The following is an 18,233-nucleotide window of genomic DNA, read 5'->3' on the forward strand; positions in this document are numbered from 1 at the left end:
CAGTGAATGATACGGTTTTTCAGGTGATCGAAGAAGCCGGATGGATCGCTCCGCTGATTTTCATACTCCTTCATGTATTCCGTCCTGTTCTGCTGCTTCCTGTGGTTGTATTTTACATTGCCGGAGGCTATTTGTTCGGAATTTTCTATGGAACGATCTATACACTGATTGGACTCGCACTGATGAGCGCAGCGTTTTATGCCATTGTGAACGTCATCCCGAGTGCCAGGCATTATTTATCGCGTATTAAAAATAAATTGTTCGGTAACCGGCAAATGACGATTGGACAAGTCAACATCCTGCGTATGATGCCATTTATTCATTTTCAGGTTTTATCCTTGTTTTTAATCGAAATTACATCATCCTTTCGGGAATACATGCGCTATTCAGTCGCTGGCGTGATTTTGCCGACGATCACCTATACAAGCTTTGGCGGGTTTATCACAACGATGCCCTGGTATGCGACACTGTCGTTCTTTGGCTTTTTGGCGATCATTTTCTTCTGGTTCGGACAGAATCAGGACGATACAAAAGCAGAATTCAATGCGATTATGGCAAAAGCCAGATCGTAACTCCGGAGCGGATAGACTTCGGGGTTTTTATTTGTGAAAAAAAGGCAGTTGCGGGAAAATGAAAGGCGGTCTAAACTGGAATCAGATGCGTAATGGAAGTGGTGAGGTGTATGATGCTGGTTAAAAATCAATTTTGGATGTGGCTGTTTGTACTCGTCCTGACAACGCTTTTGTATCTGTTGATGACACCTCAAGGGGCCGTGTTGTCCGTCTTTCGCTATGTGGCAGCGGGTATTTTTTTCGCGCTGTATTTCTTCTTGCCACTGATCCACCGTCATGTGACGCTGGTTGGCGTGCTCATGGCTATCTCTTTGCTGGCGGTGGCTTATCCTTTTCAGCCGCCGGGGATTTACATAGTTCTGTTCAGCTTGACGATATTTTCAGGCAGTATGTTTTATTATACGACTAAAATTTCCAGTACAGTGCTCCATGTACTGATATTTGCCGCTTTGGCGGCGGGCGCTTACCTGACGGGTGAACATGAACCTCTGATGATGATCGCCTTGACTGGGGCACTCCTTCTTCCGGTGTTTCATCTCCTTTTAGCTGTTCATCAGCAGTATGAACAGCTTAAGAAGGATCATCAGTTTCTGTTCAGTGACTACAAGCGCCTGAAAAGACGGCTGGTTAATGATGAAGAAATGGCCAGGCGTGAGGAACGTCAGGCGATTGCCAGAGACATTCATGATTCGGTCGGTCATAAACTGACGGCGCTGTTGATGCAGATGGAAGTCTTCAGAATGTCGGTCCCTGAAGCCGAACGTGAGAAAGTGCAAGCCTTAAAAGAACTTGCAGGTGAAGGCTTATCGGAGACTCGCGAAGCTGTTCGAGCATTGAAAAACCAGGAAGAAGCCGGTCTGTCTGCAATATTGCAGCTGATCCGTAAACTTGAGGCAGAGAGCATGATCCACGTGCAATTCACAGTCAGACAAGGCGCGTTAACGGCTCCTTTGACAACGGATCAGGCAGTTGCCGTTTACCGTTCAGTCCAGGAGTCTTTGACAAATAGTATGAGGCACAGCGAAGTGAAAACGGTTGGCATCACGTTTGAGGTGGCAGGGGGATCTGTTTTTCAGTTCAGCGTTACAAATCCTGTCAAAGAAGACTTGACCTTTTCAGAAGGGTTTGGACTGAAGGCAATGAGAGAACGCATTGAGCGTGTTGAGGGGACCTTGACAGTCCAAAGAGAAGGTAATGAATTTATCGTGCAGGGACGGTTGCCGATACAAAGAGGGGAATGAATCAGATGGTGAAGATACTCCTGGCAGAAGATCAGGCGCTGGTAAGACAGGGTCTCAAGATGATGATTGAAACAGGCGATGGCCTTTTTGTGGTTGCGGAGGCAAGCAACGGTGAAGAAGTTCTCTCTTTGCTGGAGAAACACCCGGACATTGATCTCGCCATTCTGGATATCCGGATGCCGCATATGAATGGCCTGGATGCCGCTAAGATCATCCGAGAGCGCTATCCGAAAGTAATGACTTTAATGCTGACAACGTTCAATGATGATGAGTACGCGATTGAAGCATTGAAACATGGCGCCAGGGGATATTTACTTAAAAATGCCGATGCAGAAGGACTGATTCGTGCCATCCGGACATGTATCGAAGGGGGCTTGGCCATCGAACCTCAGGTGGCGGCCACTGTGGTTCCTCTTCTGATGAACAGACAGAAGACAGAAACGACAGCCAATTCAGTTTTGCCTGATGACATCACTGAACGGGAACGAACGATCATTGGCGCAGTGGGCCGTGGTCTGAGCAATAAAGAGATCGCCTCTGAGCTGTTTTTAACGATCGGCACAGTCAAAAACCTCATCAGCGTCATTCTTCATAAACTCGAGCTCCGCGACCGGACGCAGCTTGCCATTTTTGCGATTCATAACGGTTTGGCAGATAAATGACCAAAGTCATAAATAGAAGTACAAATCATGACTGAAGACAGTACTTGTACTGTCTTCTTTTCGTATATACTGAAAGAAAGGACATAGGAAACGGGGGGCGGTACCATGCTTGAAACACATGAATTAACAAAAAAATTCAAACAGATGAATGCGGTTGACAGTGTCAGTATTTATCTGGGCAAAGGGGAATCCGTTGGTCTTTTGGGCCCGAACGGGGCAGGGAAATCAACGACGATCTCCATGATCTCTACGTTAATGAAACCAAGCAGTGGGGATGTATTGCTAAGTGGTGAAAGTATTCTCGGTAAGACGGGGAAAGTCAGAAAAATTCTTGGTGTTGTCCCGCAGGAAATTGCATTGTATGAAGATTTGTCTGCGTTTGAAAACTTGCAGTTTTTCGGGCGGATCTATGGTCTGAAAGGGTCTGATCTGAAGGAGCGGATAGCTGAACGGTTAGAGATGGTTGGCTTGACGGATCGAAAAGATGACTTGATCAAAACGTATTCCGGCGGGATGAAACGGCGGATCAACATCGCCTGCGCACTCCTGCATGATCCGGAAATTCTGATTATGGATGAACCTACCGTGGGAATCGATCCCCAATCCCGGACCTATATCCTTGAAATGGTGAAATTGTTGAATGAAGAGAAAGGCATGACCATTTTGTATACGAGCCATTACATGGAAGAAGTTGAACGGTTGTGTGATCGGATTTATATCATGGATCATGGTCAAATCATCGCAAACGGCACAAATGATGAACTGAAGCGAATTCTTTCGAATGAGGAAGCGATATACATCGATGTCGAGGTTCCGAATCAGGAATTTTCGGATCAGTTATTCGCCATTGAAGGCATTCGTCAGGTCCAGGATACAGAAGAAGGTGTCAAGCTGATTGTTGCAAAAGGGATACGTAAATTGCCTGAGGTCTTTCAGCTGGCGGAGGCTTTGCAGGTGAATGTGCTGAATGTCCGAGTTGAGGTACCTTCACTTGAGGATGTGTTTCTCCACCTTACTGGCAGAACACTTCGGGATTAGGAGGGGAAAACAGCATGTTGACCTATATCGTAAAAGACCTGAAATTACTGCTTAGAAACCGCACTGAACTGCTGCTGTTGTTTGCGATGCCCCTGATCCTGATTGCGATTCTCGGTTTTGCTCTTCGCGGTCTGTTAACAGGAGGCGGAGAAGCCCTCGATATCGATGTGGCCCTGATCGATCTTGATGACCGGCAAGGAGCACAAGAACAGCTGTTGGAAGATTTATCGGCATCAGGTATGCCAGAAGACGCAATTGACGAGCTGAGCAGGTCCTTACAAGAGATCTCGCCTGCCCGGATGCTCGATCAATTGCTGGAATCCGATGAGATGTCCGGAATGATCACCATCCACAGGGAGGAAGAGACAGAGGCTGCGCTGAACGGGTTGGAGGAGAACCGCTACAACGCAGTGATAGAGGTGCCGGAACACTTCACCTATGACAGTCTCGTTTTGATGATCATTGGGGAAGGTGACGGCAGTTCGTTGCAGTTGACGATACAGGATGAACAATCGATCTACGGACGTGTGATGCATGATATACTGAACCGCTTTACGGAGACCTTTAATCTCGAAACTGCCATTGCCAGAGAAATTGCTGAAGAACCGGAACGTTCCATGACAGAGCTGGGTCAAATCGAAACCTTGACTTCCTATGATCCCATCAATTCACAACAATATTACACAGCGGGCATGGCTGTGATGTTCGTGTTGTATACTGCTGCCACCATTGCCTCATTTGCCAATGTTGAACGAAAATCGCATGTGCTCGACCGGATCCTCTTATCAGGCACAGGTGCGGTCAGCTATCTCTCAGGAAAATGGCTCTCAGCCATGCTGATTGCATTTTTACAGCTGATCGTATTGTTTGGTCTATCAGCCCTCGTATTTCAGACCTTTCCCCAGTCCTCCCCGTCATTCTGGCTTGGAATCGTGCTGATTTCCCTTGTGATGGCGATGAGTGTGGGGGCTTTGGGGGCGTTAGTATCCGCAATTACCATCCGGCAAAAAAGTAATGCAGCAGCAAATGTTTTTTCTGGTGGCGTTGTTGCATTGATGGCTTTCACCGGTGGAAGCTTCTTCCCGACAGAAGGACTGCCTGGAATCATCCGGACTGTGGGCGATCTGACACCGAACGGACAGGGAATGACGTTGTATCTGAGGTGGATTCAAGGCTTTGAAATGAGCGAACTGCTCCCCTCCATTTACAGGCTGTTACTGATCTGCGTTCTGCTGACGGTTCTGGCAGCAGGGCTTTATCCGAAAGATAAGGGGGTGAAGGGATGAAGGCGGTCTTTCAACTGCAAATCAGACGACTCATCCGTTCGCCATTGATGTTCTTGTCTTTTCTGGGCCTCACACTTGTCTTCGTTTTTTTCCTGGGCGGAGCCGGGCAGCAAAACACCATTCAGGTGAACGTGTTTACGGACGATACCGTTATGGACGCTGAGGCAGAAACATGGCTCGATCTCCTGAATGAACATGAACAGTTCGTGTTTACATTGGATGAAGAGGAACAGATCAAGGATCGTTTACGCAGTGGTCATCTTCATTTCGCACTTGAACTCCTTGATGATGATTACCGCTTTTGGGTGAGTGTGGAAGAAGAGCGTTATCAGAGGGCCTCGGGTCATGTGAATCAGGTCTTCTTCGAAGAAATCCGGCTGAGAGAAGCTGAGGAGCAAGCGGGTTTTTCGATTCGTGAAAACATTGAAGAATACCGGGACGATCCTGTCCTGACCGTGTCAACCCAGTCATTGGCTACAGGTGAAGCGGATGATTTCATCTATGATAATCAGTTACAAAATCTATTTGGCATGACACTCTATTTCGCGATGTTCACGATGCTGTTCAGCCTGACGCGGGTGGTGGAAGAAAAAAAATCGGGCACATGGGACCGGATTATCGTTTCCCCATTGGCAAAAATTCAAGTGTACATGGGACATCTTGCCTTTACATTTCTCGTTGGCTACATTCAGATCATGACTGCCTTTTTCGTGTTTCGTTATCTGTTTAACTATGACCTCGGGGATTCATTTGCTCTGATTACCCTGATTGCAGGAGTTTACGTCTTCACGATCGTGAGTCTGGGGCTTTTGATCCTTGGGCTTGTCCCGTCTCCGGAACGGCTGCAGGCGGTAATTCCGATTGCGGCAACGGCGATGGCTATGCTCGGTGGTGCTTTCTGGCCTTTGGAAATTGTCTCGAATCCATTGATTCTCGCGCTCTCTCAAGTTATTCCAATCAAGTATGCCATGGATGCAATGATTCAGATCAGTGTATATGGGAACGGCCTGTATGCGATTCAAGAGCAACTCGGACTGCTGTTCTTAATGGGTGTCCTTGCAGCAGGTATCGGGATTAATCTGATGGAGAGGCGAAGCTGAATCACATAGACATGACAATGCCACCCCACAACCGATGACAGGTGTGGGGTGGCAAAATGATCCGGTCAGGATTCGCGTGTTCTTTTCAGACGTTTTATCCAATCATCAACAGGCGTGCGCCATTCAACAAGGGCATCGGGGTAGCGCAGTTTCAACTCCCGCTCCATGTATTGAAAATCTCTCAGTGACATCCGTTGGAATTCATCGATATCTTCAGACCAGACCATAATATTGGTAACGTCAGGTCCTGGCTGGTTGGGATCAAGAAATTTTTCGCCCTCGAATAAGGCGGATTTATAAGTGAAAGTGATATTCCTGCGAATATTCTCTGTATCGTCGAGTAAATAGAAGTCACCACGGTTTTTGGCCGCTTCAAGCTTCCTGCGGGGATCGAGAATATATTTCGTGATGCTGAACACGATAATGGCGACAGCTATGATTAACAAGAGGCGAAAGAGCAGAATGTGAAACATTAAAACCTCTCCTTTGTTGATGAGACATAAAATAAGCAGTTCTGTTACTAGTTACGATTCAACTGCAAAAAGAGTTTCAAAAAAATCCTGTCGCTCATGACAAAACATAGTTACGTTCAGTATAATGAGTGGCGATAAGGAATTCAATCAAAGGGAGTTGTAGTATGAATACAAAACAGTTATTTGAAATGCAACGAGAACTGGACCGGAATATCGAACAATCAAAGGGCTTATCCGGGCAGTCTTTACTCGAGCGGAAATTCCTCGCTTTTTATGTGGAACTCGGAGAGCTGGCAAACGAGACCCGTTGTTTTAAATTCTGGAGTGACAAAGGACCTTCAGCTCGTCAGACGATTCTTGAGGAATATGTGGACGGCTTGCATTTTCTATTGTCGGTTGGCATTGAGTTGAGTTATGAATCGGTGGACGTCAATGCTGATCATCAGGTGCAGGAAGTCGATCAGACCGCAGCATTCCTGTCGGTTTACCGTTGCCTTGAAGAGCTGCGGCAAAACCGGGCCCTGTCGTCTTACGAAAAGCTGTTTCATGCGTACCTGATGCTTGGAGTGGCGCTCGGGTTTGGAGAGGCCGACATTGAAGGCGCCTATCATGAAAAGAATCAGGTGAATTTTCAGCGTCAACGTGAAGGCTATTGATTATTTCGAAACTCGAAGGGGTTTGAGATTTTTCAGTGAAAACGTTATACTTATAACAGGCACAATTTGATCATAACGATACATAACAGGAGGATGAAATCATGGACGATATGTTGAACATGTTAAAAGAACTGACGGATGCCAATGGTGTTCCCGGTAACGAGCGCGAACCCCGCGAGGTGATGAAGAAATTCATCGAACCTTTTGCGGATGAAGTAGAGACGGATCACCTCGGCAGTTTGATTGCCAAGAAGACGGGTTCTGTCACCGATGGCCCGAAAATCATGGTAGCAGGTCACCTCGATGAGATCGGCTTTATGATCACGCAAATCGATGACCGTGGTTTCCTGAAATTCCAGACAGTCGGTGGCTGGTGGGAGCAGGTCATGCTTGCTCAGCGTGTCTCCGTCATGACAAGAGAAGGCAACATTCCAGGCGTGATCGGTTCTAAACCACCGCATATTCTCGCTCCTGAAGCCCGGAAAAAATCTATGGATAAAAAAGAAATGTTTATTGATATCGGTGCGTCAAGCCGCGAAGAAGCAGAATCCTTCGGCGTGCGTCCCGGAGACTCAGTGGTGCCGGTTTGTGATTTCACCGTCATGAAGAACGAAAAGCTCCTCATGGCAAAAGCCTGGGACAACCGGATCGGCTGTGCGATTGCAATTGAAGTGTTAAAGCAGTTAAAAGATACGGATCACCCCAACACCGTTTACGGCGTCGGGACTGTACAAGAAGAAGTGGGTCTGAGAGGTGCACGCACGTCTGCGCACCATATTCAACCGGACATCGGTTTTGGTGTGGATGTGGGGATTGCCGGAGATACACCAGGGGTCACAGAGAAAGATGCATTGGCAAAAATGGGTGAAGGCCCGCAAATCATCATGTACGATGCCTCAATGATTTCTCATAAGGGACTGCGCGATTTTGTGACGGATACTGCGGATGAGAATGACATCCCGTATCAGTTTGATGCAGTACCAGGCGGTGGTACAGATTCCGGAGCGATTCACCTGACGGCAAACGGTGTACCTGCGCTGTCGATTACGGTGGCTACCCGCTATATCCATACACATGCAGGCATCCTTCATCGGGATGATTTTGAGAATGCCGTGAAACTGATCGTTTCGGTCATCAAGAAGCTGGATACAGACACGGTCAAAGAAATTACATTCGACTGATTATACGACAAAAGGCCTGTTGCGGCATTCCCGCAGCAGGTTTTCTTTTTATGGCTCTAAAATATATGTTGGGGTTTTGAAACTACCCTGAACTTTATCATCACTAGGCAAGAAGACTCCATCTGATTCGCGATACGGGCATCAGCCCAGCGATTCAGGTGGAGATGAATTGCCATCAGTCTTGCGACTGATAGATGTTTTAAATGGAAGAACAAGAGTTCGAAAATATATTTAGATTCATTTTTTGTTAAATGGTATAATGAGTGATATAGACTGAAAGGATTGACATTATTTGTTATTAAATAATGATCATTCAGTGTTACTGTTGCATTACCACTTAGTTTTGGTTGTTAAGTAACGAAATTAAAAAGTTGCTATGGAAAGAAATGTTTTGGTTGCGCAGCTATTGAAACACAAGGAATGAAGCAAACACCTTGACGTCGGTAAAGGAGGTGACAAAAATGACTAGGAAAAAACCGATTAAAGTATTGCGCAAGAAAAAGAAAACAGCAAATATGCAACGGTTCACTCAAAAACAGAACATTGGTCGCAACGCCCTGAGTGCTAGAGAGTTTCGACTTCTGCAACGCATGTCTCATAGTTCTAAGGCTTTGCGCAACGTAGGCTTATATACGATTAAACAAAAGTATTTGAATGAAAACAAAATGGCGACAACAAAAGAAATAGACAGCGCAATGAAGGCCGATATGAACTATTGGGGCATTCAATCCAACTCCGTACAAGCGGTTCGAAGAACCTTACTCAGTGACGTAAAGAGCTTCTTCGAAGCGTTAAAGAAGTGGAAAGAAACCCCTGAAGGTTTCACAGATCGCCCAAAGTTCCCAAAGTATTCTCGTTCCACGGCCAAACGCGTCATCGAAATCTATCAAGTTCCCAAAGTGGATAAGGATGGATATTGGAGCATTCCAATGAATACTGCTTTCAGAAAACGTTTTGGTCCCTTAAGACTGCAAATGCCAAAGAATTTAATGGATAAAAACATTTCTTACATTGAAATTGTGCCAAAGCAAAATGGTCGGTTCTTTGAGGCTCATTATGTATACGAAGTACCTATGTCTCAAATGAAGAAACAACAAACGACGACAAAAGCTTTGAGTTGCGATTTAGGTGTAGATTATCTTCTTAGTTGTACAACGAATCAAGGAGACGCCTTTTTGATGAATGGAAAGAAGTTAAAATCCATCAATCAGTACTTCAACAAAAAGATAAGCGAATTAAAACAGAAAAACATCGAAAACGGCTTGTCGAAACGCATAGTGACAAACCAAATCGCTTCTCTTTGGCGTAAACGAAATCTCCAAATAGACGGCTACCTTTCACAAACCGTAGGTTTGTTATTCAAACAGATAAAACGACTGAACGTCGATACCGTGGTAATGGGTTATAATGCCGGTTGGAAACAAGAATCGCATTTAGGGAAGAAAAACAATCAAGAGTTCGTACAAATTCCTTTCCACAGATTGATTTCGGCTATTGAGAACAAGTGTCTCAAGGAAGGCATCCGTTTCGTTAAGCAGGAAGAGAGCTACACGTCTAAAGCTAGTTTTCTGGATAATGACGATATTCCGGTTTGGTCAAAAGGCGGTAACACGATGTACTCCTTTAGTGGGAAGCGCCTATATCGCGGCTTCTATCGCTGTGAAAATGGACAATGCATCCATGCCGACATTAACGCAGCATTAAATATCCTTCGGAAATCTCAAGTAGCAGAATGGGATGAAAAAACGAAAATAAAAACGCCCATGATCATCGACGTTCAAAAACGTAAAGCTGTTGCTTAGCGCATAGCCTAGTGGGTGCGTCAACCATCCATGTGTACTCAACTTTTGTTGGGGCTTGTAGCACACGCCAGTTATATGCTGAGTGGTGGTTTCTTCCGAAAGGAAGAACTGCTCTTCCTCGGAAGGGTGGTGCAAGTGGGAAAACGATCGTACGTCGCCAGTACCAACCAAAAAAAGTGATTTGAGAAGAACCATGCAGAGCGTCGCTCTTCGTAATAAGAAAAGACCTGCTTGGCTATCTCAAGCCCCCACTGAAACGTTGTACCTCAGTGGGGGTTCGTTGACATCGTCACTTTAAAACAGCTGGTGTGAGTACTTAAAACTGTATGATAAGGGGTATATAACAGGGAGGGGTGGGATGAGGATGATTAAAACATTCACCGGATTATTTGCACGTAACGTTCCCTTGTCAGTGTTTGCAGCTGGCATAGTTATTTTTGCCTTGTTTATGTTGATTGTACTCCCGAGTGAGGCCGAGCGCTCTTCGGATTATTTCGGGGATACGTCTGCACCGGATACTTTATTTCTCTATTCGGGCGATGAATTGTATTCAATCGCCAGAGAATTCGGTTCGGAGGGCAGGTCCTACTACATTCAGTCCAGATTCACTTTTGATATCGTCTGGCCTTTGGCATATGGCTTCTTCCTGTGGTCGGGAATCGCATATTTTTCCAGGAACATTCGGAAACAATGTGCGCAATATTTGAGCTTATTGCCGGTGTTCGGTGTCATTCTCGATTTTCTGGAAAATTCCTCAGCCTCGCTTGTGATGTATGTTTATCCATTGCGCATCCCTGTATTGACAGAAATCGTCACGCTGTTCACCATGACGAAATGGATAACGATCGGAGCGAGTTTTGTCATCCTGATCCTGCTCATTGTCTATCGCATCGTATTGATCCCGAAAAAGAGGCAGGTGGATTGAAGATTGTTTGAAAAGCATCGGGAAACGATTGACTGATGGATTCAATCAAACTGTACTTATGATATAATGCAGGAATGATTGTATCGACGGAAAGGAGATATCCGCTATGGATCTCATTGCATCAGTACAAAATCCCCGCATAAAAGCCTGGAAAAAGCTTCACACGAAAAAGGGCAGAGATAAATCCGGTCTGTTCTTTATCGAGGGGGAGCATCTGATAGAAGAGGCGGTTCGCTCAGATATTGTGCTCAAAGAGCTGATTATCAAAGAGGGGAAGGAAGTCCCGAAAGAGTGGCAGGTTTTGACCACACCGCAAGTATTTGTCACTGAAGCCGTGATGAATGATCTCTCGGATACGGAAACGCCTCAAGGCTGTGCTGCCATCTGCGAGATGCCGCCGCTTAAGAATCTGCCCCTTGATGATGGCCGTTTCTTATTCGTTGATGGTGTGCAGGACCCCGGGAATCTCGGTGCAATGATCCGCACAGCAGATGCTGCAGGAATCTCCGGTGTCATCATTGGTGAAGGAACAGTGGACATGTACAACGGGAAAGTCATCCGCTCCACGCAAGGGTCGCTGTTTCACATCCCGGTACAGAAAATGAAACTTGAAGATGCGGTTGAAATCTGTAAGGAAGCGGGAGTGCCGGTGTTTGGCACGAGCTTGAAAGGCAGTACGTTCAATGCGCTGGCGCCGCAGGACAAATTCGCATTGATCATGGGAAACGAAGGGGACGGCATTCGCGAAGAATTACTGGAGATGACAGATCAGAATCTGTACATTCCGATATACGGCGAGGCGGAATCGTTGAATGTCGCTGTGGCGTGCGGAATCGTCCTGTATCACCTTCGTGGTTTGTAAAAGCGGGGATACAAAAGAAAAGTCTGTCTGAAAAACAGTTGCGAATTTCCGCTTGTTCCATTATAATTTGACAATATGACAGCTGATGAAATAAATGCTGAGATAGAGAGCAGTACTTCGGTACGCACGTACACAGGGAGAACCGGTCATGGATTGAGAGCCGGTTTATGCGGGGCACGAAGGAATTCACTCTTGAGCAGGTGCCGGATTACAGGAATGACTGGAAAAGGCAGCCCGGACCAGAAGCCCGTTACCTTCTGACTGAGTGAGTGGCATTGTACTTGATGAATGCTGCTAATTAGGGTGGTACCGCGAAGCTTTCGTCCCTTTACCGGGGCGGGAGCTTTTTTGTGTTGATTAACAGCAATGAGCTTTTACAGAGTGAATGAAAAAGGAGGAACATGATCATGTTGGAACGATTGCAGGAACTGCATGACGAAGCAGCTGCTCAAATTGAAGCAGCAGAAACGTTGAACGACCTGAGGGACGTTCGGGTGAAGTACTTAGGGAAAAAAGGACCGATGACGGAACTGATGAAAGGCATGGGCAAACTTTCCGGTGAAGAACGGCCGAAAGTCGGTCAAAAAGCAAACGAAGTGAGAGAATCCCTGAACAGTCTCATTGATGTAAAGGAGTCCAGACTCGAAAAAGAGGCACTTCAGGAACAGTTGAAGGCAGAAGCCATTGATGTGACACTGCCGGGCAGACCCGTTCCCCGTGGAGGACGACACCCGCTGACATCGGTCGTGGAAACCATTGAAGACGTGTTTGTCGGCATGGGCTTCAACGTGGCAGAAGGACCGGAAGTCGAGACGGATTACTACAATTTCGAATCGCTGAACCTGCCGAAGCATCACCCGGCCCGGGATATGCAGGACACGTTTTTCGTGACACAGGATCTGTTGTTACGGACACAGACATCCCCTGTTCAGACAAGAACGATGGAAGAACATCAGGGACAGGGACCGGTGAAAATCATCTGTCCAGGGAAGGTATACCGCCGGGATGAGGATGATGCGACCCACTCCCATCAGTTTATGCAGATTGAGGGTCTCGTTGTTGACGAAGGCATCCGGATGAGTGATCTGAAAGGGATTTTCGCGACATTCGTCAAGGAGTATTTCGGTGAAGACCGGGAGATCAGGTTGCGACCTAGTTTTTTCCCGTTCACTGAACCATCGGCGGAACTTGATATATCCTGTGCACTGTGCGGAGGAGAAGGCTGCCGTACGTGTAAAGGCAGCGGCTGGATTGAAGTACTCGGTGCCGGAATGGTGCACCCGAACGTTCTCAGGATGGGTGGTTTTGACCCGGAGAAGTACAGCGGATTCGCGTTTGGTATGGGTGTGGAACGATTTGCCATGCTGAAATACGGCATCGATGACATTCGCCATTTCTATACGAACGATACTCGTTTCTTATCACAATTCAAACATGTGTAATACACAATAGGAGGTTGTAAACGTGCTGGTTTCTTATAAATGGTTACAGCGATATGTAGACTTGTCCGATGTGTCCCCTGAAGAAGTAGCGGAACAAATGACGCGCAGCGGGATCGAAGTAGACAGTATTGAACGAAAAGATGAAGAGATCACCAAGCTGCAGGTGGGAAAAGTGCTTGCCTGCGAAAAACATCCCGATGCCGACAAGTTGAGCGTCTGTCAGGTGAATGTGGGCGAAGAGAATCCGGTCCAAATTGTCTGCGGTGCGGCAAATGTCGGCGCAGATCAGTATGTGCTGGTTTCCCGCGTCGGGGGCCGCCTGCCTGGAGGCATGAAGATCAAGCGTGCGAAACTGCGGGGCGTAGAATCCGAAGGAATGATTTGTTCTTTGCAGGAGCTTGGCTTCGACGGGAAAGTGATTCCGAAAAAATATGCAGAGGGGATTTATAATTTCCCGACGGCATATACGCCAGGCGAAGATGCTGTCCCGCTGCTCGGTCTGGATGATGTGATCCTCGAACTGGATCTGACTCCGAATCGTGCGGACGCACTGAGCATGCTGGGTGTCGCTTACGAAGTGGCAGCGATTTTTGACCGCGAAGTATTGATTCCTGAAACGCCGATTCAGGCGACCGAAGCATCCACAGAGGACATGATCGACGTGACAGTCGACGACACAGAGGACAATCCGTATTACGGTGCGACGGTTATTGACAGCGTGACGATCGAAGAGTCACCTGTATGGCTTCAGTCGGCCCTCATGATGACGGGTGTAAGGCCGCTGAATAATATCGTGGACATCACCAACTACGTCCTGTTTGAATACGGTCAGCCCCTCCATGCTTTTGATCTCGATCAGTTCGGATCCACAGAAGTCCGCGTGCGCCGGGCAACGGAAGGCGAAACAATGAAGACGCTCGATGATCAGGAACGGTCATTGACAGCAGAGTATCTCGTCATTACCAATGGGCAACAGCCGGTGGCTTTGGCCGGTGTCATGGGCGGCGCCAACTCCGAAGTGAGTCATGAAACCGGGAAAATCCTTCTTGAAGCCGCACTGTTTAACCCCGTGCGCATCCGTCAGGCAAGCCGGGAACTGGGGATTCGCAGTGATTCAAGTATCCGTTTTGAAAAAGGAGTGGACCCGAACCGCGTGGAGGCTGCGGCTGCCCGCGCTGCAGGGCTGATCCAGGACCTCGCCGGAGGACGGGTATTATTGCCGGAAGCGCGAATCGATGCGATGAACCGGGATGAACAGATCATTCCCATCTCTCTTGCCAAAATCAATGAAGTACTCGGCACGTCACTGCAGTCGGAGGATGTACTCGATGTATTCCGCCGCTTGCAATTTCATGTGAATGAAACAGAAGAAACGTTTGAAGTACATGTACCGACCCGGCGGCAGGATATTCACATCCAAGCGGATTTGATTGAAGAAGTGGCGAGAATTCACGGGTACGACCTGATTCCAACGACGCTTCCGAACACGGCGACAACGCCGGGGAAATTGACACCGGAACAGCAAGCGAAACGAAAAGCGAGACGCTTCCTCGAAAGTGCCGGCTTGTCTGAAGCCGTCAGTTATTCACTGACGACCGCAAAAAAAGAAGCGTCACTTGGTTTTGGCTCAGAAGCGTCTCGCGTTCATGTTGCCTTGCCGATGAGTGAGGAGCGGAGTGCACTGAGAACTACTCTGATTCCACACTTAATGGATGCATTGAGCCATAATAAGAACCGGAATAATTACGATGTCCATCTCTTTGAACTGGGATCTGTATTTCACACCCAAGAACAAGTGGTCACGAAACAACCTGATGAAATGAGTTTCCTTTCCGGCGCCTTCATGGGCAGCTGGTTTGAACATGCCTGGCAGGGAGAACAGCGTCCCGTTGATTTTTTTGCCGTCAAAGGTGTGATCGAAGGGTTGTTTCAGGAATTGCAAATACCAGCACCTGAGCTGGTGACGTCAGAAAAAGACGGCTTCCACCCTGGAAGAACTGCCGCAGTCGTTGTCAACGGACAGGCGCTCGGCTTCATCGCTCAGCTGCACCCGGCGGTATCGAAAGAATGGTCAATGCCTGAAGTGTATGTGTTCGAATTGAACTTCGATCAATTGCTGTCACTATCCGGTGGGACGATGAAATATGAACCTATTCCGCGTTTCCCTTCCGTCGAACGTGACATCGCTCTCGTTGTAAGTGACGAAGTCCAGGCCGGTGAACTCGAACGGGTCATCAGGCAGTCCGGTGGTCCCCTGTTGAAGCAGGTCAGCGTATTCGATCTCTACGCCGGCGAACATCTGGAACCTGGTAAGAAGTCCATTGCCTTCTCCCTGAAATATCTCGATCCGGAAAAAACGTTAACGGATGAAGATGTTCAGGCGGTTCATGAGCAGGTACTCGCTGCAGTCAAAGAGGCATATGATGCCCATCTTCGGCAGTAAATTGTCAATAGAGAGATAAAAATACCCCTGGATCCATGCTATACTGGATGTCAGGGGATTTTTTTGAACGTCAGAAATGCTTAATTTCTAAAAGGAATTAAAGAATAAATGGGAGTGGTTCGTATGTATCACGTAACAGATGTAACCTATGTGAATGAAGAAGGGCCGTTGGTATTTACCGTCATGTTTCATGTGAATGATCTGCCGACGGTTTTTGCAACGGACCTGGTGTATGCCGTTCAACAGAAAGAATGGCTTGCCAATCCGTTTATTACGCATGATCTGCAGGCCTTGATGAGTGTTGGTGAATGTGCACTCTGCGGTGAAACGAAGGTCGCCTGTCACCCGTTAATCGGTGCTCACCGGGAAGTGAAGGAGCGGCTTCTTGCCCATCCGGCATTTCAACGGCTGGTGAGAGATCATTTCAATGCCCGTCAGATCTTCAAGATTGAAGATGCTGCGAGACTGCGCATAGCAACGGATAAACAAATCTGGGACGAGCTCGTAAAAGACAACGAGCGGCTTTTGAAACGCGACTGAAACGTCCGGTCAGGATTTGACTTTACCAGCATTTGCGAAATGCCATTTTGTGATGGCTTTGAGGGTCTCGATACCGTGAGCGTCGGCAATGGCTTGTGCAGCCTGGTCAACTTTCGCTCCGGCGCCCTTTGGAACGGGCATACCGAGCTTGTCTTCGATGCGGTCCATTTCTTCAATGAAAGCGTACCGCGCTAAAATCGAAGCAGCAGCAACAGCAGGATGCAGGGACTCGGCTTTTGTGGCAAAATAGAGCGGTGTTTTTGCGGTCCACGATTGTTCACCGGAGCGGAGGTATTTGAAATACGTTGCAGGCGGACAAAATTGGTCAATCAACACCCCGTCAAGTGACGCATTCGATGATTCAATACGGGCCAGGACATTGGTGATGGCCTGATGGTGCAGCATCGCTTTCATCTGGCCCTGGTTCATGCCATCTGCCTGCAGGGTGTTGTATTTCTTATTGTGAAGCGTCATCAAACTGTAGGTACAGTTCTCGATCAACTTAGGTGCGATCTGGCGGATGTCTTTATCTGTTACGGTTTTGGAATCACGAATCCCCCAGGACTCAACCGTTTCCAGTTGTTCGATGGACAAATGACAGGCTGCGACGGTCATGGGACCGAAAAAATCACCCGTGCCTGTTTCATCGCTGCCGATCAATACTTTGTGAAGCAGCTGATCCGGAGGCTGGTAGTCATGCTTGTTAACGGATGATGGTTTTGTTTTTTGAGAGGGTGCTTTTTTTGAAGAATCGGCCCATTTGGCCGCTTCTTGTTCAGCATCTTTCCCTTGGAAGAGCACTTTTCCACTTTTATAGGCTGTAATAGCAGCCCGATCGGTCTTGGCAGCAAAAAGTGCGCCTTGTGGAGCGGGCTGCTTGAGGTGATTCTGGTAATGGGTTTTCATTTTTTTCATTTCAGCAGTACTGAGTTGAAGAACGGCGTGACTCATCATGAACGCTTCCTTTCTGTGATTGTCTCCCGGGTATTATACCAAAAATCATACCGCTCAGCGGGGGTTTCCGTGCAGATATTTTCATTATCAGACGGACATGTTATGATAGTAGTCAGGATTTGACGAATGGAGGCATCTGTATGGCAGGGGATCGGAAAAATCGGACGACCGTGACGATCTATGGTCAGAACTACCGGCTTGTCGGGGAAGATGATGCGAGGCATGTGGAGAAAGTTGCCACAATGGTGGATGATAAGATGCGTGAACTGAGGGCGGCGAATCCGTATCTCGATGTATCCAAACTGGCCGTACTGACAGCTGTGAACATGTGTCATGAGCTTGTGCATCTTCAGGATCAAATCGAAGATAGAAAGAAAGATGAGGACAAGTAATCATGCTTACATGGCTTATTGTATTAGGATTAATAGTAGGTGTTTTATCAGGTTATCGAAGAGGAATTGTGCTGCAACTGGTACATATTGCCGGACTCATTATTGCATTTGTGGTGGCCCTTCGGTATTACCAGCCGATTGGAGATGAATTAAGATTATTGATTCCATTTCCACAGCTGGCGGAAGGTTCAGAAGTTTCGATATTAAACGAAGAGTACGGAAGAGAAATGGTCTTTTACCGGGGAATGGCATTTGTCGGTTTGTTTTTTCTGACGAAAATCGTTGCACAGATCGTCGGTTCGATGCTTGATTTTCTCGCGAATCTGCCAATTTTGAACTTTTTCAATCAATGGCTGGGCGCTTTCTTCGGATTGATTGAAGCGGTTGTGATCATTGTGGTGCTGCTTCATTTTGCATCCTTGATCCAATGGGATTTTCTGCAGACGGCACTCAATCACTCGTCATTGGCCCAGTGGTTTTTCAATTCCACACCGGTGATTTCAGAGCGGCTGGTGGAATGGTTTACAGCAGAATGATCTAGTGCGCTTCCTGTCTTCTGGCGGGAGGCCTTTCTTAATAGTTCACAGCACTGTTAACACGTGTTCAAGGAAGAAAGTATATGTGAAACAAAAGCTGTCACCAAGAAGGACTGGTGACAGATGAG

General features: G+C 47.2%; 19 protein-coding genes and 1 other annotated feature. Of the genes, 17 read left to right on the forward strand and 2 right to left on the reverse strand.

Translation table 11 applies throughout. The annotated features are described in order from the left end of the window. The first annotated feature begins 2 nt into the window (after positions 1-2). The 6 genes from BBEV_RS04560 (at position 3) to BBEV_RS04585 (ending at position 5,899) form a co-directional block, all read left to right on the forward strand. A complete protein-coding gene (locus tag BBEV_RS04560) occupies positions 3-572 on the forward strand; it encodes a TVP38/TMEM64 family protein (protein ID WP_084007469.1) in 570 nt (189 codons plus the stop codon). A 110-nt stretch (positions 573-682) separates the two neighbouring features. Further along, complete coding sequence (locus tag BBEV_RS04565; protein ID WP_198155067.1) at positions 683-1,813, forward strand: sensor histidine kinase; 1,131 nt, start codon at positions 683-685, stop codon at positions 1,811-1,813. A 5-nt stretch (positions 1,814-1,818) separates the two neighbouring features. Continuing rightward, complete coding sequence (locus BBEV_RS04570; protein ID WP_069366594.1) at positions 1,819-2,475, forward strand: response regulator; 657 nt, start codon at positions 1,819-1,821, stop codon at positions 2,473-2,475. Between the two features lie 144 nt (positions 2,476-2,619). Beyond that, positions 2,620-3,513, forward strand: a complete 894-nt coding sequence (locus tag BBEV_RS04575) for an ABC transporter ATP-binding protein (protein WP_407690247.1) — start codon at positions 2,620-2,622, stop codon at positions 3,511-3,513. 14 nt (positions 3,514-3,527) lie between these two features. Then, positions 3,528-4,799 carry an ABC transporter permease gene (locus tag BBEV_RS04580; protein WP_069364392.1) on the forward strand — a complete coding sequence of 424 codons (1,272 nt, stop codon included), beginning with the start codon at positions 3,528-3,530 and terminating at the stop codon, positions 4,797-4,799. Further along, entirely contained in the window at positions 4,796-5,899 is a 1,104-nt protein-coding gene (locus BBEV_RS04585) for an ABC transporter permease (protein WP_069364393.1), read from the forward strand. Before BBEV_RS04580 ends, BBEV_RS04585 begins: the two co-directional genes overlap by 4 nt. Before the next feature lie 65 nt (positions 5,900-5,964). Here BBEV_RS04585 and BBEV_RS04590 read toward each other — a convergent pair whose 3' ends face one another. Beyond that, the gene (locus BBEV_RS04590) at positions 5,965-6,372 is read right to left on the reverse strand and encodes a sigma-w pathway protein ysdB (RefSeq protein ID WP_069364394.1); all 408 of its coding nucleotides are present in this window, start codon (positions 6,370-6,372) and stop codon (positions 5,965-5,967) included. Positions 6,373-6,536: 164 nt separating this feature from the next. Between BBEV_RS04590 and BBEV_RS04595 the strand changes: the two genes are divergently transcribed. From BBEV_RS04595 to BBEV_RS04630, 9 genes are all read left to right on the forward strand, one after another. Further along, a complete protein-coding gene (locus tag BBEV_RS04595; protein ID WP_069364395.1) occupies positions 6,537-7,028 on the forward strand; it encodes a dUTP diphosphatase in 492 nt (163 codons plus the stop codon). 101 nt (positions 7,029-7,129) lie between these two features. Next, complete coding sequence (locus BBEV_RS04600; protein WP_069364396.1) at positions 7,130-8,209, forward strand: M42 family metallopeptidase; 1,080 nt, start codon at positions 7,130-7,132, stop codon at positions 8,207-8,209. 461 nt (positions 8,210-8,670) lie between these two features. Then, the gene (locus BBEV_RS04605) at positions 8,671-10,011 is read left to right on the forward strand and encodes an RNA-guided endonuclease InsQ/TnpB family protein (protein ID WP_069364397.1); all 1,341 of its coding nucleotides are present in this window, start codon (positions 8,671-8,673) and stop codon (positions 10,009-10,011) included. Between the two features lie 30 nt (positions 10,012-10,041). Beyond that, entirely contained in the window at positions 10,042-10,191 is a 150-nt protein-coding gene (locus tag BBEV_RS17790) for a hypothetical protein (RefSeq protein WP_232318261.1), read from the forward strand. 178 nt (positions 10,192-10,369) lie between these two features. Further along, on the forward strand, positions 10,370-10,936 hold the full coding sequence (locus tag BBEV_RS04610; protein WP_069364398.1) for a hypothetical protein: 567 nt from the start codon (positions 10,370-10,372) through the stop codon (positions 10,934-10,936). Positions 10,937-11,042: 106 nt separating this feature from the next. After that, entirely contained in the window at positions 11,043-11,798 is a 756-nt protein-coding gene (locus tag BBEV_RS04615) for a TrmH family RNA methyltransferase (protein ID WP_069364399.1), read from the forward strand. Positions 11,799-11,888: 90 nt separating this feature from the next. After that, positions 11,889-12,129 (forward strand) — a binding site (T-box leader). A 76-nt stretch (positions 12,130-12,205) separates the two neighbouring features. Then, the gene (gene pheS, locus BBEV_RS04620) at positions 12,206-13,240 is read left to right on the forward strand and encodes a phenylalanine--tRNA ligase subunit alpha (RefSeq protein WP_069364400.1); all 1,035 of its coding nucleotides are present in this window, start codon (positions 12,206-12,208) and stop codon (positions 13,238-13,240) included. 22 nt (positions 13,241-13,262) lie between these two features. Next, positions 13,263-15,683 (forward strand): phenylalanine--tRNA ligase subunit beta, encoded by a 2,421-nt coding sequence (gene pheT / locus BBEV_RS04625; protein WP_069364401.1) that lies wholly within the window; start codon positions 13,263-13,265, stop codon positions 15,681-15,683. Between the two features lie 123 nt (positions 15,684-15,806). Further along, the gene (locus BBEV_RS04630) at positions 15,807-16,223 is read left to right on the forward strand and encodes a hypothetical protein (RefSeq protein ID WP_069364402.1); all 417 of its coding nucleotides are present in this window, start codon (positions 15,807-15,809) and stop codon (positions 16,221-16,223) included. A 9-nt stretch (positions 16,224-16,232) separates the two neighbouring features. On the opposite strand, the gene rnhC is transcribed toward BBEV_RS04630, so the two are convergent. After that, complete coding sequence (gene rnhC / locus BBEV_RS04635) at positions 16,233-17,174, reverse strand: ribonuclease HIII (protein ID WP_069364403.1); 942 nt, start codon at positions 17,172-17,174, stop codon at positions 16,233-16,235. 143 nt (positions 17,175-17,317) lie between these two features. On the opposite strand from rnhC, the gene zapA reads away from it, so the two are divergent. Both zapA and BBEV_RS04645 read left to right on the forward strand, forming a co-directional pair. Then, positions 17,318-17,569 carry a cell division protein ZapA gene (zapA, locus tag BBEV_RS04640; RefSeq protein WP_069364404.1) on the forward strand — a complete coding sequence of 84 codons (252 nt, stop codon included), beginning with the start codon at positions 17,318-17,320 and terminating at the stop codon, positions 17,567-17,569. 2 nt (positions 17,570-17,571) lie between these two features. Next, positions 17,572-18,105, forward strand: coding sequence for a CvpA family protein (locus BBEV_RS04645; protein ID WP_069364405.1), 534 nt, complete (start codon positions 17,572-17,574; stop codon positions 18,103-18,105). Positions 18,106-18,233: the final 128 nt, after the last annotated feature.

The organism is Salisediminibacterium beveridgei (assembly GCF_001721685.1).
Taxonomy (GTDB): domain Bacteria; phylum Bacillota; class Bacilli; order Bacillales; family Salisediminibacteriaceae; genus Salisediminibacterium; species Salisediminibacterium beveridgei.

Excerpts from the sequence above, each read along its gene's own strand:
- BBEV_RS04565 (WP_198155067.1), top strand. The coding sequence starts at position 683 with ATGATGCTGGTTAAAAATCAATTTTGGATGTGGCTGTTTGTACTCGTC.
- BBEV_RS04570 (WP_069366594.1), top strand. The coding sequence starts at position 1,819 with ATGGTGAAGATACTCCTGGCAGAAGATCAGGCGCTGGTAAGACAGGGT.
- BBEV_RS04575 (WP_407690247.1), top strand. The coding sequence starts at position 2,620 with ATGAATGCGGTTGACAGTGTCAGTATTTATCTGGGCAAAGGGGAATCC.
- BBEV_RS04580 (WP_069364392.1), top strand. The coding sequence starts at position 3,528 with ATGTTGACCTATATCGTAAAAGACCTGAAATTACTGCTTAGAAACCGC.
- BBEV_RS04585 (WP_069364393.1), top strand. The coding sequence starts at position 4,796 with ATGAAGGCGGTCTTTCAACTGCAAATCAGACGACTCATCCGTTCGCCA.
- BBEV_RS04590 (WP_069364394.1), bottom strand. The coding sequence starts at position 6,372 with ATGTTTCACATTCTGCTCTTTCGCCTCTTGTTAATCATAGCTGTCGCC.
- BBEV_RS04595 (WP_069364395.1), top strand. The coding sequence starts at position 6,537 with ATGAATACAAAACAGTTATTTGAAATGCAACGAGAACTGGACCGGAAT.
- BBEV_RS04600 (WP_069364396.1), top strand. The coding sequence starts at position 7,130 with ATGGACGATATGTTGAACATGTTAAAAGAACTGACGGATGCCAATGGT.
- BBEV_RS04605 (WP_069364397.1), top strand. The coding sequence starts at position 8,671 with ATGACTAGGAAAAAACCGATTAAAGTATTGCGCAAGAAAAAGAAAACA.
- BBEV_RS17790 (WP_232318261.1), top strand. The coding sequence starts at position 10,042 with ATGTGTACTCAACTTTTGTTGGGGCTTGTAGCACACGCCAGTTATATG.
- BBEV_RS04610 (WP_069364398.1), top strand. The coding sequence starts at position 10,370 with ATGAGGATGATTAAAACATTCACCGGATTATTTGCACGTAACGTTCCC.
- BBEV_RS04615 (WP_069364399.1), top strand. The coding sequence starts at position 11,043 with ATGGATCTCATTGCATCAGTACAAAATCCCCGCATAAAAGCCTGGAAA.
- pheS (WP_069364400.1), top strand. The coding sequence starts at position 12,206 with ATGTTGGAACGATTGCAGGAACTGCATGACGAAGCAGCTGCTCAAATT.
- BBEV_RS04630 (WP_069364402.1), top strand. The coding sequence starts at position 15,807 with ATGTATCACGTAACAGATGTAACCTATGTGAATGAAGAAGGGCCGTTG.
- rnhC (WP_069364403.1), bottom strand. The coding sequence starts at position 17,174 with ATGAGTCACGCCGTTCTTCAACTCAGTACTGCTGAAATGAAAAAAATG.
- zapA (WP_069364404.1), top strand. The coding sequence starts at position 17,318 with ATGGCAGGGGATCGGAAAAATCGGACGACCGTGACGATCTATGGTCAG.
- BBEV_RS04645 (WP_069364405.1), top strand. The coding sequence starts at position 17,572 with ATGCTTACATGGCTTATTGTATTAGGATTAATAGTAGGTGTTTTATCA.